Origin of the sequence: Microcoleus sp. C2D2 (assembly GCF_036702495.1) — a bacterium.
Lineage (GTDB): Bacteria > Cyanobacteriota > Cyanobacteriia > Cyanobacteriales > Microcoleaceae > Microcoleus.
In genome coordinates, this window is record NZ_JAUBTO010000006.1 from 74,847 (window position 1) to 90,660 (window position 15,814).

14 protein-coding genes are annotated in these 15,814 nt (G+C 47.6%); 8 read left to right on the forward strand and 6 right to left on the reverse strand.

Annotation, left to right across the window (positions count from 1 at the left end):
* The first annotated feature begins 148 nt into the window (after positions 1-148).
* Positions 149-2,170, forward strand: a complete 2,022-nt coding sequence (locus QUB61_RS03795) for a S8 family serine peptidase (RefSeq protein WP_333123833.1) — start codon at positions 149-151, stop codon at positions 2,168-2,170.
* A gap of 1 nt (position 2,171) precedes the next feature.
* Here QUB61_RS03795 and QUB61_RS03800 read toward each other — a convergent pair whose 3' ends face one another.
* Entirely contained in the window at positions 2,172-2,309 is a 138-nt protein-coding gene (locus QUB61_RS03800) for a hypothetical protein (RefSeq protein WP_333123836.1), read from the reverse strand.
* Between the two features lie 12 nt (positions 2,310-2,321).
* On the opposite strand from QUB61_RS03800, the gene QUB61_RS03805 reads away from it, so the two are divergent.
* Positions 2,322-5,624 (forward strand): tetratricopeptide repeat protein, encoded by a 3,303-nt coding sequence (locus QUB61_RS03805; RefSeq protein WP_333123838.1) that lies wholly within the window; start codon positions 2,322-2,324, stop codon positions 5,622-5,624.
* A gap of 48 nt (positions 5,625-5,672) precedes the next feature.
* Here QUB61_RS03805 and QUB61_RS03810 read toward each other — a convergent pair whose 3' ends face one another.
* Entirely contained in the window at positions 5,673-7,631 is a 1,959-nt protein-coding gene (locus QUB61_RS03810) for a cation:proton antiporter domain-containing protein (RefSeq protein ID WP_333123840.1), read from the reverse strand.
* Between QUB61_RS03810 and QUB61_RS03815 the strand changes: the two genes are divergently transcribed.
* Positions 7,594-7,752 (forward strand): hypothetical protein, encoded by a 159-nt coding sequence (locus QUB61_RS03815; RefSeq protein WP_333054830.1) that lies wholly within the window; start codon positions 7,594-7,596, stop codon positions 7,750-7,752. The two genes, QUB61_RS03810 and QUB61_RS03815, sit on opposite strands and share 38 nt — an antisense overlap.
* 498 nt (positions 7,753-8,250) lie before the next feature.
* On the opposite strand, the gene QUB61_RS03820 is transcribed toward QUB61_RS03815, so the two are convergent.
* Positions 8,251-9,540, reverse strand: a complete 1,290-nt coding sequence (locus QUB61_RS03820; RefSeq protein WP_333123844.1) for a GH25 family lysozyme — start codon at positions 9,538-9,540, stop codon at positions 8,251-8,253.
* A gap of 104 nt (positions 9,541-9,644) precedes the next feature.
* On the opposite strand from QUB61_RS03820, the gene QUB61_RS03825 reads away from it, so the two are divergent.
* Complete coding sequence (locus QUB61_RS03825) at positions 9,645-10,139, forward strand: DUF427 domain-containing protein (protein ID WP_333123846.1); 495 nt, start codon at positions 9,645-9,647, stop codon at positions 10,137-10,139.
* A 4-nt stretch (positions 10,140-10,143) separates the two neighbouring features.
* Entirely contained in the window at positions 10,144-10,356 is a 213-nt protein-coding gene (locus QUB61_RS03830; protein WP_333123848.1) for a hypothetical protein, read from the forward strand.
* Between the two features lie 102 nt (positions 10,357-10,458).
* Here the strand turns inward: QUB61_RS03830 and QUB61_RS03835 are convergent, their stop codons facing one another.
* Positions 10,459-10,635 carry a hypothetical protein gene (locus QUB61_RS03835; RefSeq protein WP_333123850.1) on the reverse strand — a complete coding sequence of 59 codons (177 nt, stop codon included), beginning with the start codon at positions 10,633-10,635 and terminating at the stop codon, positions 10,459-10,461.
* Between the two features lie 421 nt (positions 10,636-11,056).
* Here QUB61_RS03835 and QUB61_RS03840 point away from each other — a divergent pair, with 421 nt between their 5' ends.
* The 3 genes from QUB61_RS03840 (at position 11,057) to QUB61_RS03850 (ending at position 13,933) form a co-directional block, all read left to right on the forward strand.
* Positions 11,057-11,590, forward strand: a complete 534-nt coding sequence (locus QUB61_RS03840; RefSeq protein ID WP_333123853.1) for an O-acetyl-ADP-ribose deacetylase — start codon at positions 11,057-11,059, stop codon at positions 11,588-11,590.
* Positions 11,591-11,864: 274 nt separating this feature from the next.
* Complete coding sequence (locus QUB61_RS03845) at positions 11,865-12,983, forward strand: diguanylate cyclase (RefSeq protein ID WP_333123856.1); 1,119 nt, start codon at positions 11,865-11,867, stop codon at positions 12,981-12,983.
* Between the two features lie 29 nt (positions 12,984-13,012).
* A complete protein-coding gene (locus QUB61_RS03850) occupies positions 13,013-13,933 on the forward strand; it encodes a hypothetical protein (protein WP_333123859.1) in 921 nt (306 codons plus the stop codon).
* Between the two features lie 118 nt (positions 13,934-14,051).
* On the opposite strand, the gene QUB61_RS03855 is transcribed toward QUB61_RS03850, so the two are convergent.
* Both QUB61_RS03855 and QUB61_RS03860 read right to left on the reverse strand, forming a co-directional pair.
* Positions 14,052-14,291 carry a helix-turn-helix transcriptional regulator gene (locus tag QUB61_RS03855; RefSeq protein ID WP_172186452.1) on the reverse strand — a complete coding sequence of 80 codons (240 nt, stop codon included), beginning with the start codon at positions 14,289-14,291 and terminating at the stop codon, positions 14,052-14,054.
* 522 nt (positions 14,292-14,813) lie between these two features.
* Positions 14,814-15,779: a methyltransferase domain-containing protein gene (locus tag QUB61_RS03860; RefSeq protein WP_333123861.1), complete on the reverse strand. Its 966-nt coding sequence runs from the start codon at positions 15,777-15,779 to the stop codon at positions 14,814-14,816.
* Positions 15,780-15,814 lie beyond the last annotated feature (35 nt).

Here is a 15,814-nt window from a genome sequence, read left to right on the forward strand (position 1 = left end):
GGAACAGTCTTGGACGCACTCCGACTCCTCGAAACCGGGTTTTTAGGAAAATACTTGGTTGCGACCCGCAGATTCGCTAAAAAACCCGGTTTCTGACCACCCGTGCGATCGTCCTAATGAATAAATTTTGTAATTTGGAGCAACTTCCATGAAAAATGATTTTGCAGATATAACCTTGTCTACTTCCCTCGCTCAAAACAATCTTCTTCTCGACAGCAACAGCGCTAGCCCGATCGCATTCCCGAACAATCTGAACAATCAGATTCAAGGATTCAACCACTTAAACGATGCGATCGATGGACAAGGCGGCGACGATCGCATGGCTGGACAGGGCTGTGATGACATCGTGCGGGGCACTACTGGCAACGATACACTCTGGGGCAACGCTGGCAAGGATATACTCTTGGGCTATGCTGGCAACGATATACTGTTGGGCAACGGTGACAGCGATACACTTTGGGGTAATGCTGACAACGATACACTCTGGGGCGGTGCGGGGCGAGATGTTTTAATCGGTGGGAGCGATCGCGATATCTTTGCGCTGAAACCACAGGAAGGAACTGATACGATTGTTGACTTCAACCTGAGTGAGCGCGATCGGATCGGTTTAGCTGGAGGGTTAACTTTTGATGAGTTGACCATCTCTCAGGGCACAGGGGACAATCGCAACGATACATTAATCAGCACCGAGACCGGTGAGCTACTGGCAATTCTGAACAACACCCCTGCAAGCACGATCGGCAATGCAGCCTTTCTCACCTTGGGGAATCCAGGATTAGTAACCAGCCAGGGCGATCGGGCAATGCGATCGGATGTCGCGCGCGATGGTTTTCGGGTAGACGGCACGGGCATCAAAATTGGGGTTTTATCTAATAGTTTCAACAGGCTGGGTGGGGCGGCCCAAGACATTGCAAGCGGTGACTTGCCCGTAAAAGGCAAGGTGTTGGCAGAAGATTTGGGAAATAACTTTTCTACGCCGATAGATGAAGGCAGAGCCATGCTGCAACTTATTCACGATGTTGCTCCAGGAGCCGATTTGTTGTTTCATACAGGCTATGCCAGCGGTCAGTTTAACAGCCAGCTAGAATTCTACAAAGCAAGTGAAAAGGCTATGGCTGATGGTATTCGCGCATTGGCAGCTCAAGGAGCGCAAATCATTGTAGACGACCTGCGCTTCGCATCTCAACCGATGTTCCAGGATGGCATCATTGCCCAAGCGATCGATGAGGTCGTCAAAAAGGGTGTTTCCTACTTTACTGCTGCGGGTAACTTTGCTCGCGATAGCTATCAAAGTGATTTCAAGTCGGCTGGGTTCTTCGCGGATTATGGAGAACTTCATGACTTCGATCCAGGAACCGGGGTCGATTTCTATCAAAGCATTACACTGGCGAAAAACGATTCCCTCGCGATCTCATTCCAATGGGACTCACCGCTCGATCGTTCAACCAACGACCTCGATATTTACCTGGTTGACAATACAAAACAAAAAATCTTGGCTGGCAGCCGACTGTCAAATGTGGGAGGAGATCCGATCGAGTATTTCACATTCCGCAATGATGGTTCGTTTGGCTCGGATCAGTTCAATCTCATGATTGCCCAGCGATCGGGTTCTGCTCCCGGTTTGATGAAGTACGTGGCGAGTGGTTCCTCTACCTTCAAAATCAACAATTACAACACCAATAGTTCAACTATATATGGCAACGCAAATGCCAGGGGAGTTGCAGCAGTCGGAGCCGCCCCTTACTTTGGCACCCCTGCTTACGGTGTAAATCCGGCAAGATTAGAAGACTTTTCTTCGGCTGGCGGCACTCCGATTCTGTTTGACGAGAGGGGTAATCGTTTACCCAAACCTGAGTTTCGCCCGCAGCCGAAGTTTGTCGGGCCTGACAACACCAATACGACGTTCTTTGGCACAGACATTCCTCAAGATGCTGACGGTTTCCCCAACTTTCGGGGCACATCGGCAGCGGCTCCTCATGTAGCGGCAGTTGCGGCTTTGATGCTGCAAGCAAATCCCCGCTTAAGTCCTGCGGAAATTAATCGAGCACTAGAGCAGACGGCTCTGGAGATGGACGATCCAAACACGCCCGGTTTTGATGTTGGATTTGACTATGCTAGTGGATCTGGTTTGATTCAAGCCGATCGGGCGATCGCTAAAATTGTCGTCTAATTCAGATTAGAGTCCCCATTCCTGCGGCGAGATCGGGGAGACAAAGTAAGCTTCTATGAAGGTCGATCGCCTGTGGCAGATTGAGGCGATCGCACGACGACGGCAGAAAGAGCGATCGGGCTAATTCTCTAAATTCCAACTCTAGAATCCTATGCTGTATTCCCCATTTAAGCGACTCAAATCAACCCACTCTAGGCTCACTAATGTTTTCCTAGCTTCCATTTCCCTGTTCCTGCTTGCCACTATCCCCCTATTAACTACTCCTGACTCTCTCTTCCCAGCGATCGCTCAAACTACCGATGCTCGTCAAGCAGAGGGCGATCGGCTAATGCAGCAGGGGATTCAACAATATCAGACTAGCCAATTCCCAGCAGCGCTGAATTCCTGGCAACAAGCACTGCAAATTTTCCGCTCCATCAAAGACCGCGACGGGGAAGGTAGGGCACTGGGCAATTTGGGAGTTGCTTACAACTATCTGGGCAACAATGCCAAAGCCATTGAGTATTTACAGCAACTGTTGTCTATCGCACGCGAAAATAAATACCGCTACGGGGAAGGGAGAGCACTGGGCCTTTTGGGAGTCGCTTACCTCTCTCTGAGCGACTATGCCAAAGCCATTGAGTATTCACAACAATATTTAGTCATCGCCCGCGAAATTAAAGACCGCCAAGGGGAGGTTGAGGCACTGGGTTATTTGGGAATCGCTTACCGTCTTCTGGGAAACTATGCCAAAGCCATTGAGTATGGGGAGCAGAGTTTAGCGATCGCACGGGAAATTGGAGACCGCCGAGGGGAGGGTGGAGCACTGGGCAGTTTGGGAATCGCTTACCGTCTTCTGGGAAACTACAACAAAGCTATTGAGTATGGGCAAAAACAGCTAACCATCGCCCGCGAAATCAAAGACCGAGAAGTAGAGGGTTTGGCACTGGGCAATCTGGGAGGTGCTTACCAATCTCTGGGCAACTATGACAAAGCCATTGAGTACGGGCAGCAATATTTAGCCATAGCCCGCGAAATTAAAAACCGCCAAGGGGAAAATGAGGCACTGGGCATTTTGGGCGTCACTTACTACTCTCTGGGCAACTATGCCAAAGCCATTGAGTATTTACAGCAACTGTTGTCTATCGCACGCGAAATTAAAAACCGCTACGGGGAGAGTGTGGCACTAGGCAATCTGGGAGGCGCTTACCTGTATCTAGGCAACTATGCCAAAGCCATTGAGTATTTACAGCAACAGTTGTCTATCGCACGCGAAATTAAAAACCGCCTTGGGGAAGGTTATGCACTGAACGATTTGGGACTCGCTTACTTCCATCAGGGCAACTATGCCAAAGCAACTGAATACACACAGCAGAGTTTAGCGATCGCCCGCGCCATCAAAGACCGCTACAGTGAAAGTGCGGCACTGAACAATTTGGGACTCGTTTACCACGGGCTGGGCAACTATGCCAAAGCCATTGAGTATGGGCAGCAGAGCTTAGCGATCGCCCTCGAAATTAAAAACCGCCTTGGGGAAGGTTATGCACTAGGCAGTTTGGGATTCGCTTACCTCCATCTGGGCAACTATGACAAAAGTATTGAGTATACACAGCAGAGTTTAGCCATCGCCCGCGAAATTCAAAACCGCCGAGGGGAAGGTTTGGCACTAGGAAATTTGGGACTCGTTTACCTCAATCTGCGCAACTATCCCAAAGCGATTGAGTATGGGCAGCAACAGTTAGCGATCGCCCGCGAAATTCAAGACCGTTACGTGGAAGGTAGGGCACTGGGCAATTTGGGAGCTGCTTACGGCTATCAGGGCAACTATGCCAAAGCCATTGAGTATATACAGCAGGGTTTAGCCATCGCCCGTGAAATTAAAGACCGCCTTGGGGAAAGTGCGGCACTGGGCAATTTGGGAGTCACTTACTTCTATCAGGGCAACTATGCCAAAGCCATTGAGTATATCCAGCAATATTTAGCCATTGCACGCGAAATTAAAGACCGCCAGGGGGAGGGTTTGGCACTCAACAACCTTGGATTTGCGTTCTTGAAAGCTGGCAACCCAACAGAAGCTGAAAAAATGCTCATAAATGGGATTCAAGTTTGGGAATCAATGCGTCAAATGCTCGGCTCCAGCGACGCGAATAAAGTCTCCATCTTTGAAGGACAAGCTAAGACCTATCGCAATTTACAACAAGTCCGAGTGGCTCAGAATAACCCGATCGCCGCCTTAGAAATTGCCGAACGGGGACGTGCTCGTGCCTTTGTGGATCTACTGACACAGCGCTTATCCTTTGGTGATGCCAGTTCGGTCATTACCGCTGCTCCCAACCAGGAGCAAATTCGCCAAATCGCCAAAGCACAGAACGCCACTTTGGCGCAGTATTCCATCATCTACGACGGCTTCCAGATCGAGGGCCAACAAGTATGGCGAGAATCCGCGCTCTACATTTGGGTGATTCAACCGACAGGCGAGATCGCATTCCGCGAGGTTGACCTCCAACCCCTCTGGCAACAGCACAACACCTCCCTAAGAAGCTTGATCGTTGGCAATCAAGAATTCCTGGCTGTCCGCAGTCGCAGCAGTCTTGGCTCCACCCTACCCCAACCCAACTTACCGACGCTGCATCAACTGCTGATCGAGCCCATTGCCAACCTCTTACCAAAAGATCCTAATGCTCGCGTCATTTTCATTCCCCAAGATTCCCTGTTCCAGGTGCCTTTTCCCGCCCTGCAAGACTCTGGCGGCACTTACTTAATCGAAAAACACACCATTCTCACCGCCCCTTCGATTCAAGTATTGGATTTAACCCGACAGCAACGCCAGAAGTTAGCCAGTCAGCCAGCCAACGGTCGCGGTAAGGCTCTAGTATTGGGCAATCCCACGATGCCGATCGTGTCTGCCTATCTGGGAGCTCCCAAACAGCAATTGTCGCCTCTACCTGGGGCTGAAGCTGAAGCTAGAGCGATCGCCCCTCTACTCAATACCCAAGCTATCACAGGCGCTCAAGGGACAAAAGCGGAGATCGTCCAAAAAATGCCCCAAGCATCTATTATTCACCTGGCAACGCATGGATTGCTGGATGATGTGCGCGGATTGGCAAGTGCGATCGCGATGGCTCCTTCTGGTAGCGATGACGGCTTATTGACCGCAGAAGAGATTTTTGACATGAAACTGCAAGCAAGCTTAGTCGTTTTGAGTGCCTGTAACACTGGAGAAGGCAGAATTACTGGGGATGGGGTGATTGGTTTGTCGCGCGCTTTGATTTCAGCAGGAGTGCCGAGTGTGATTGTTTCTTTATGGGCGGTTCCCGATGCGCCGACATCCGAATTGATGCAGTCGTTTTATCAAAACTTGCAAAATAATCCCGACAAAGCACAGGCACTTCGGCAAGCAATGTTAACTACGATGAAAACTCATCCTGGGCCGCGAAATTGGGCGGCATTTACTTTAATTGGGGAGGCAGAGTAAAGACGATCGCGACAAGCAGATTACAGAGTACGATCGGGGATACTGCTCCTACCGCGACACTGGCGGCTGCAAAATTTCAGCATCTTTTGCTATTTCCATTTCCTCCAAAACCGGCTCTAAAACCGGAGGAGGAATCGGCACTTCTTCAACTACCTGATGCTTTTCCAAAGTCAAACGAGACTGCGACGAACCAGACAATCTTTTCAACAATTTCGGTGTCGGATCGTACAGCAAATAAATAATTCGATCGCCTGCTTGCCAAATCTGAGTCGCCGACACTACTTGCAAGTACCCTTGCCTTTCCAACAGCAGCGGCGCCAACTCCCCGGCTTGAACCAAAGCTTGCAAGTGAGCAATCTGAAACTGCAATCCCTCACTTTTTAACTCAGTTTCTCCCAATTTTACTTCGCCATCGCTCAAATATTCGTTCCAATCCTTCAGCGACAAATCGGAGACAAAAGCTTGATTGATTTTAGCCTGATTTGCAGGAGTATTTGCTTGCGGATCTTTGGGGAATATTGCCAAAACCCTCGGGGGTGCAAATTCTTCGGCCGCTCGCTGAGCTAACACTAAGTTTACCTCGCCGTTGTTAGTCATTGCCAGAAAAGTTCCCATCGAATCCAGTCCGGCTTCTTCTAACACGCTGTGGTCGAGAGCACTGCTCAAAAACACCCGCAAACCCTCTCGTTCTGCTTGTGCGCAAGCTTCCGGGTCGGTGTCGATAATTGCCACCGATTCTCCGCGTTCTTGAAACAAGCGAGCAATTAATCTGCTCAAAGGATTTGACCCCACAATTGCAGCACCGGTTGCGGATTTTGAGGTGATGCCCAAAAGTTGAGCGATCGCTCCGGCCGTTAGTCCCTGGACGAAAACTGTCATAATAATTGTTAGGAAAACTAAGGCTTTAATCGAGTCGCCGCCGTTGATTCCCCGCTGGGTGAGCAAAATTGCAAATAAAGATGCGATCGACGCTGAGACAATTCCCCTCGGGGCTACCCAACAAACAAATAATTTCTGCCGCCAATTCAGTCCGCTGTTCCAAGTACACAGCCAAACGTTGATCGGCCGCACTACCCACATTAAAGCTAAAACTGTAAACAAACTTCCCCAACCGAGGGCGACCACACTAGCGAGGGATAAATCGGCCGCCAGCAGCACGAACAGCATGGAAATAGCAAGGACTGTGAGTTGACCTTTAAACCTCCTCAGCAGCCTTTCTTCCGGCACAGCAGCGGCTCTGAGGACGATGCCGGATACGACTGTTGCCATCAGTCCCGATTCGCTGCGGATTTCTTCTGCTAAGCCGAAAAACCCCCACAAACTGGCTAACACTACTAAGTTTTTGAGGTCTTCTGAGAGAAATTGCGATCGCTTGAGAATGAATCCCAGCAGCCAACCTCCCGCAACCCCGATGACTGCGCCAACTAAGAGTCGCACGATTAAATCTCGGAACAAAACCAACAAATCAGCATTGCCGTTCAAAATAATATTCAGCACCAATACTGCCAGAATTGCCCCGACAGGATCGATTAAAACGCCTTCTGCTTCTAGCAAGGCGGCAACTTGTTTGTCAACGGATACTTGTTTGAGCAAAGGGCCGATTACCGTCGGGCCGGTGACGACTACTAGAGAAGCATACAGAAATGCGATCGGCCAGGGAAATTCCCCCAACCAGTGTGCGGCCATTCCGCCGCCAATTAGCGTAATTAAAGTGCCTACTGTAACTAAATTGCGGATGCTGCCGGAAAGTTTGCCCAAATCTCGCAATTCCAAATTCAAGCCGCCTTCAAACAGAATTAAGGCTACGCAAAGGGATACCATAACTTCCAAACCGCTGCCCAGCAGATGGGGGTGCAGCACTCCCAAGCAGTCTGGGCCGGCTAAAATGCCAAACAACAGCAAAAAGACGATCGCCGGAACTTTCAGATAAGCGGCGAGAACTTGAGCGCTGATACCACAGATGACGGTCATGACCATCAACTGGGTGATGTTAAAGGGGATTTCCATAGATATAATTGTTACAGGCTGCCCGCTCAGTTTTAAATGTTCGATCGCGGGTAATTTGAGTGCAGGCGCTATTTTCGGCGCAGCTTACAAACTCGGCACGGCCCTGGATTTTTCCCAATAAGATTAAAAAACCTTGATAGTGGCTCTAACTTTATCAGATAATTCTTTTGGCGTCAAAGATGGTAGCAAGCTGTAGCTAAGCGAGAGATGGTGTGTTATGTTCGAGAGTCTAATGCAGATGCGGGGAGAGAGGGAGAAGATTTGACGAGTTTTTATGTCGAGTCAATCTCAAATCTCAAATCTCAAATAGCAAGATTTGGCGGCTTTTCAATTACAGAGGGGTCAATCGATTTGAGATTTTAGATTTTAGATTAAAGAATTGAAGCATTGACCCCACGGATAGATTCGGGGGGCAAGTTTCATCGGATACAGGTTTTTTATTTCTGGGTCCTGAGTCTCCGAAGGAATGAATCCGGGGGCTTGTATCCTGGATGCTTTCGGTCAAACCCCCAGATTCATTTGTGGAGTCAATCTCCAATCTAAAAAACTCTAAAATCGCCTGATTTATCTGTAGAGTCAATCTAAAATCTAACATCTAAAATCTAAAATCTAAAATCTATTATCGATTCGCATTCTGCCACCTGCGAAAAAACTCCGATAGAGTTGCCGACGAAATTCGCCCTTCCAGCCAATCTAAAGCCTGGTTTTGGTTGGGTGCTGCCCGATAAAATTTGCACGCATCTATCAGCCGAATCGGAGAATTTACGACAGTAGATTGAGAGCGCCACTTTTGCGCAAACTCGGCAATAATAGCCGGAGAAAGTTGTTTTTGCAGCCAATCTAAAGCTTGGTCTTGTTCTGCTAAACCGCGATAAAATTTGCCGACATCTATCAATCGCAAATTAGTGTCTTGAGGTAAGGTAGTTGCCCGCCATTTTTGAGCAAATTCCCCTAAAACAGAGGTAGAAACTTGACTTTGCAGCCAAATTAAGGCAGTATCTTGGCTAGCGCTAGCTTGATAAGACGAGAATACCTGAGTCAGCCGCACGCCTGATATGGGAGCCGGTGTCGGAGCCGGTGTCGGAGCCGGTGTCGGCCGCGGAGAGGGTGTCGGCGCTGGAGGCGGGACAACTACTTTGGGAGATTTTCGCATCAAAGCGGCCCAGGTTTTGATGCCTGCAATGCCATCGGCATTGAAACCTTGAGATTTCTGAAACGAGATGAGCGCCGCTGTGGTGGTGGGTCCAAATTTACCGTCCATCGCGCCTTGATAGAAACCTTTAATTCTTAATTCTTTCTGGATGTCTGCAACTTTATAACTTACGGCGCCTTCTCGGACGCTTTCAAAAATATTTGTGTCTACATTGCCCGAGATGCCGGAAACGGTGCCTGTGTCGCTGTATTGCCAAAAAGTCCAAGTTTTCCAGCCGCCGGGAACCCAAGGTTCCTCAGCAGTCGTATAGTGAGCAATCCACAGTGGGTAATCGGCAAACCGTTTTGTCCCCAAGTTGTCCCAGAAACCGGGGTAGGTGTAGATAATCGGCCGCATCAAGGTGGCTTTTTCGACTGCTTCTAGCCAAATTGCGGCTCGATCGCACAATTGCTCCCCACTCAAACCGCCTGTAGTTTCCAAATCCAAGACGGCAGGCAAATCCCCCGCTTCTAGTTTTACAGTTTTCAAGAACAAATCTATTTGTCCTTGAACGCTGCTTGCAGGTCGAAAAAAGTGGTAAGCACCGCGTTGAATCCCCGCCGCTTTCATAGCCGCCCAATTGCGGGCGAAAGTTTGGGCAACTAACGTTGCGCCCTCGGTTGATTTGACAAAACTGAAGACAATACCTTCCCTGGCAACTGCTTGCCAATTGACATTGGGCTGGTAGTCGGAAACGTCTATACCGCGAATACTCATATTACGGAGAGTTGAGAAAAGCTGGTTGGGTCTGAACGATTAAGGCTAGATTAAATTGTAATGCTAAGTCGCTAAGTGTTTTTTTTTCAGTGGAGATTGTGCGAATGAATTTCGATCGAATAGAGCCCGGCCCCGGTCAAGAGTCTGTTTGGGATTACCCGCGTCCCCCTCGCCTTGAGGAATTGACCAAACACGTACAGATTGTTTTTAATGGAGTGACGATCGCCGACACGCGCCGCCCTCAGCGGGTATTGGAGACAAGTCACCCTCCTGCCTACTATATCTCCCCCGAGGACATCGAAATGCAATATTTGCACAAAACTTTACGGGGTTCTTGGTGCGAGTGGAAGGGACAAGCCGGTTATTACACTGTGAAGGTAGAGTCGAAAGAAGTAGTAAATGCTGCTTGGTTTTATCCCAATCCTAATCAGGTTTTTGCAGCTATTAAAGATTATGTGGCTTTTTATCCGAGCAAAATGGATGCCTGTTATGTGGACGGGAAATTAGTGCAATCTCAACCAGGGGATTTTTACGGTGGCTGGATTACCAAAGATATTGTCGGACCGTTTAAGGGAGGACCAGGAACTTGGGGGTGGTGAGGGAATGTTGAGATTTTTTCCTCCCTGGCAACGCTTCGCGGTTTTGGGTTTTGAGTTGAGGACTGGCGCAGAAACCTGGTTTATAGGACAAAGAAGAGGTGGGGGGGATAAATCTACCAAGAAACGAGGTTTCATACAGCAAGTGCATCAGTTAGCAGATTTGACATTGTTTATGGGAAATTTGAGATTTACTCCACAGATGAATCTGGGAGATTGAACTCGGCTCTAAAATTTTTTCCTCTCCACGACTCCTGCCGGAAACTTTTATCAGTTTTTGGGCGGGGTCAGTCCTAGTAATTATGAACCTGCCCCTTCTTCGCTAATTTTTCTTGTCTTCAGCATAGCTGCTCCTGATACTTTTAATCCAGACAATTTCAGATATCCTGAGACAACCCATATCTAACAATCCTATTGCTAGGAAAGGTGGTATCCCATCCCACATTGCGATCGCATAACGATAACGCTTTGTTTTGTTTTTGAGGACACCAGTGGACATTGAAAAATACTTCAGAATAAGGTACGTCTATATCTGCTAGTATAATCGGCTTTTCACGGTTAGTAGAAATGTGGCTACAAGTTGTTTAGAGCCACTATTTTTTGTCCACTATAGAGAAGCCGAACTTTTAGTTATTGACAAGTTTTCTGCATTCATGACAGTCTAACAGAAGATATGCTGATTATTCCGAGAATATTTGATAAAAACTGGTTCTGTTAATTGCTGCAACTCTCTTCTATTTCTCTGTATCCTGTGTGTCAAGAGCGGTTCATTAAAAAAGTCTCGTTCACAAATCGGCAGAGGATTGCCGTACAAAGGGCATATCAACTCGGTCGCCGGGAGTTTGGAGAGTGGGGTTTGGATTGCGCGCCCTACTTGCAATTTGTTAAGCTAGATTGGAAATTTAAAATTTTGAATTGTGATGTTAAACCGGATAAGAGTCATTGAAGGCGATATTACAAAGCAAGAGGTAGATGCGATAGTCAATGCAGCCAACGAAACTCTTTTGGGAGGCGGTGGTGTTGACGGAGCAATTCACCGGGCGGCCGGCCGCGGTTTGTTGGAAGAATGCAGAAAATTGAATGGCTGTGCGACTGGTGAGGCTAAGATTACTGGCGGTTACAGCCTTCCTTGTCGCTGGGTAATTCACACCGTCGGCCCCGTTTGGAAAATTGGCCCCGTCTCGGAAATTGGTACGCGTCGAGAGGATGAGCTGTTAGCTCAATGTTACCGCAACAGTTTGACTTTGGCCCAGCAATACAAAATCCGCACAATTGCTTTTCCCGCTATCAGTACGGGTGCGTTTTGTTTCCCGATCGACCGGGCAGCCAAAATAGCCGTGTCTGAAGTTAAGCAGTTTCTCGCCAATAATAGCTCGATCGACCAAGTGATTCTGGTTTGTTTCGGTCAATCCGCATATCAGTGCTATTTGAAGGCCGCCGAGGATATAGCTTAAGTCGATCGAACTCCTATATCTCCCAGCTTTTAGGAAATAGGAGTGCATCTTGCCGATAAAAATTCCTACTAAAAATCTTAGTATGGATTTAATCATTATATTATTCAGTGAGTACGAATGAATAAAGTAAATACACCCCTGGCACGAACACAGAGCTCTGATACTGCCCACTCGTGTCCTCAACAATACAGCCAATGCTACTATATTAAGCTAATATCAGCCAATAGCTGACTGTAGGTTTCTTGCTGCTTTATTGTTTATTTGGATCTGCGCTGTGTCTGTTGAATTTATCGCGCCATATAACTCACCGCAAAAAACACCAGAAAATTTATCTTTAGAGTCTACTCTTAAGGATCTGGCTGTATTCAATTTTCAGGTTGAATCCTCATCTCTCGCCAAAGACGTAGCTCGGTTGTTTCAAGCTCACCCGCTGCTTCCGGGAGTTATCTTGACCGTAAATGGCGAATTTTTAGGGATGATATCGCGTCGGCGATTTATGGAACGCATGAGCCGCCCTTACGGAGTAGACATATTTGCTGACAGACCGATTAAAGCCTTGTATCAAATAGATCAAACCGAGCTGTTAATTTTACCAGGAATAGCCTTAATTGTCATGGCAGCTCAGCGAGCCGTGCAGCGGCCGCCGGAACTGCTTTACGAGCCGATTGTTGTGCAGTTAGAACCTCAAGTTTACCGACTTTTAGACGTGCATCAAGTATTGGTAGCTTTATCTCAAATTCACCAACAAGCTACTTGGTATATTAGCGAACTTTATTACAATTTATCGGTCACGCAATCCGAGCTAGAAGCAGCTAATTTTCAATTAAAAGCAGCTAATTCCGAATTGTATCGCCTGGCAAACTCAGATGGGTTAACTCAGGTTGCAAACCGCCACTGTTTTAACGAATACTTACAGAAAGAATGGCAAGTATTGGGAGAAGCAGAAGCCGAACTATCTTTAATTTTATGCGATATTGACTTTTTTAAGACATACAACGATACTTACGGACATCAGGCGGGAGATGCTTGTTTGCAACAGGTAGCCAAAACTATTGTTGAGGCTGTAAATTACGCAGCAGGCGAAGTGTCGGAGGAGACGATGGTAGCTCGTTACGGAGGTGAAGAATTTGCGGTAATTTTGCCTCGGATTGCACCAGACCTTGCTGTCTCGATTGCAGAGGAAATTCGAGTCTGGGTGAAAAAACTTGAAATTGAAAATATTAAATCACCGGTGTCTTGTTGGGTTACACTGAGTTTGGGAGTAGCTACTACGGTTCCTCGGCCGGAAACTTCAAAAAAAGATTTGATTGCAGCAGCAGACCGTTGCCTCTATCAAGCTAAAAACGCAGGGCGCGATCGAGTAATTTTAGATGCTATCAAATTAGATAAGTAGAAGAGGTTGAGTTGAGGAATTTTTGGCTTATGGAATTGCAGGAATGGCAAAAATTGAGCGAAGAAAAAAAATATCGCTACTCAGAGGAATTAGCAGCACATCTGCCACAGTCAGTAATTTTTAAAGGTTTGCGATTTTACCCTGATGGCGGCCCCGAACTCTCTATTGCCATTTTTGAGTATGGAGGAGCTTTATTTTCTCTGATGCCAGGGGGTGAAGTCCAAATCGGATACGAAGCCGACAACTTTCGCCCGACAGACGAGCAAATCGAATCATTTCAAAATACTGCTGAGGAGTACGGGTTCGCTCTAGACATCTACTCTTACGTACAAAGCGTCACTACACCCCCTCGAAAGGTGACAATTGCCCCGATGCTTGTAGAAATTAAACCAAGAAAAATCGGTCTTGAGGCAATTAGTTCGGAGGAACTTAAAATCCAGAATTTATTACAAGATTTTCCCGACAGTCAGAGTGTTAATTGTGGCGATAGATACGGATTCGATCGCGGTAAGGATGGTGCGGTTGCGGCTTGGCAAATTATTAGCAAGACGCAGGAAGACATCGCGACTGAATTGGCGACTGAAGGACTTCGTTTGCTAACTTTCGACGAATGGGAGTATGCCTGCGGTGCAGGAAGCACAACTTTATTTCGCTGGGGAGACTTCAGTCCTAGCGATTTCTACCCAACTAATAATCTAGCCGACTGGAAACTCCACTTGCAGCCGAACCTTTTCGGACTCCACATCGCCCAAAATCCTTACGATTGCGAGATAATTAGCGACAAACATACAGTCCGAGGTGGAGATGGCGGATGCTCCATTTGCGGTGGAACGGGCTCTTTTCTTGGTTGGTTACCGCTAGCAACTGCCTACTGGCAACCCGATGTACTTGAGTGGTTGGATGAAGGCATTAGTGGCAATTTCATGCGCCGCGTAATTCCATTGCCCTAAGCCTAAAGTAGCTCTTTAAGTTGTTGCCGGAGCGAACAAGCAAACCTGATGTTCGACATCGATCGCCCTTTTAAATTTTACAGTCTTGGCGCTCGCCGAACCAAAGTCATCGTTTCCATTACAGATTATCCGGCAAATCGCCGATCGACCTGCCGATGCTAGCCAGCAATTTCTCCAAAGCTTTCATCTGCTTGACGGTGAACGTCGGCACATTCTTTCCCAACTCCCAACGACTGATTGTTTGCGACGAAACGCCAAGCTCTCGCGCCAAATCTTCCTGACTCATCTCCAGTTCTTCCCTGAGCTTCTTCAAATGCGACTCTTCATCTTCTGGTCGCGGAACGGGCTTTTTCGGCATAACCTCGATCGCACATTTTTTATATAAGATGCTTAAGCATCTTGACTAAACAATAAATTGATTAGACAATATGTTTAATAGCCAGTCCAGAACCGTGGAAAGTACAAGGACTGGCTGTAATACCCCTTTGGAAAGGAGCATGAATCGATTATGCCTTAGAAACAGCGTCTGAATTCCTGGATTATTGTTCGCCTGCTGCCCAATTTACAGAGAAGCGTCGTGGGTCGGTTTCGCAGTTGGTCGGATGCAGACGGTCAGATCCGCATTTTGCGACAGTTGTTGCCGGAAGCTCGCCTAATAGTCGTGTTCGATCCGGGCGATCGCTCGTAGAGCAGTTAGTCCGGTCGGCAGAAACCGGGTTTTTTACCGAGATACTGCATTTGAGGCTTTAACACTCGTGAAAAACCCGGTTTCTTTGGTATTTATGCGTAAGTCCTAGTAGTTTGGAAGTGATTGGACAAGTATTTAGCTTGAATGTGTGCCATACTGCGTATAAAATTTTATCGGGCGATCGTCCCCTTTCTACAAAGACTCGCACCAAACTCGCTCTGCCGTCCAATGTCTGTCTGAAGAGTCATAAATCCTCAATCCTTCCAAGCCGGCAGTTTCCACCATCATCTCAACTTCAGCCAGCGTAAAAGCCGCTTGCAGCGAATCGCTGAACAATTGTTTCTGATGCGAGTTGCAATCTCCCGCATACATCTCCACTAAATTATCCCTGATTTCCTCATGCGTAGGTCGGAGTAAATCGCGCAAAAAAATTGCTCCGTTCGGTTTTAAGACACGCTTGACTTCGCGCAAAAAGGGCAGCGGATCGGGCAAATGGTGGATAATGCTGTTAGAAATCACCATGTCAAAATAACTGTCTGGATACGGCATAGCTTTAGCATCGATCAGTTCCAGCTTAATTTGCGATCGAACTCCCGCCTCGGACACATTTTCTGCCCCAACTTTCAGCATATTTGGCGACAAATCAATGCAAGTCAATTCCCAGGTCGGACGCATTTGAGAAATTGCGATCGGGATTCTCGCGGTACCAGTCCCCGCATCTAAGATTTTCCCAGACATCGGCCCCAAGGCGATCGCACTTTTAGCAAAAGCAGCATTCACCTCAGTAAAATCCATCGAGTCGTACTCAACAGCTTCTTCCCAAGAATCCATAACCTCAGGTTCTAGAACACGCTGCATAAAAGTTGTCTCATTATCTGACATTTCCAGATACCGGCTGAGTTTTGCCTCCAAAATCTCCACCAACTCAGGTTCCATATATTCGTAATTGTCCGGGATTTGCAGACAAATAACATTCTTGCCTGTGAGACTTTCGGGAAATTTGCTGCCCAGTCGATCGCCATGCTTTTTCTCCATCACAAATATCAAATCAGCCCAGCCCAGCAAACCCTCAGTTACTCTAATTCTGGCACCTTTTTCCGTTCCCGCCGATCGCACACTGTAGCCACCAACCTTCTGGCAAATCCTCTCAGCAGTCAAACTTCTCCACTTATTCCGGCTGCAAACAAACAATA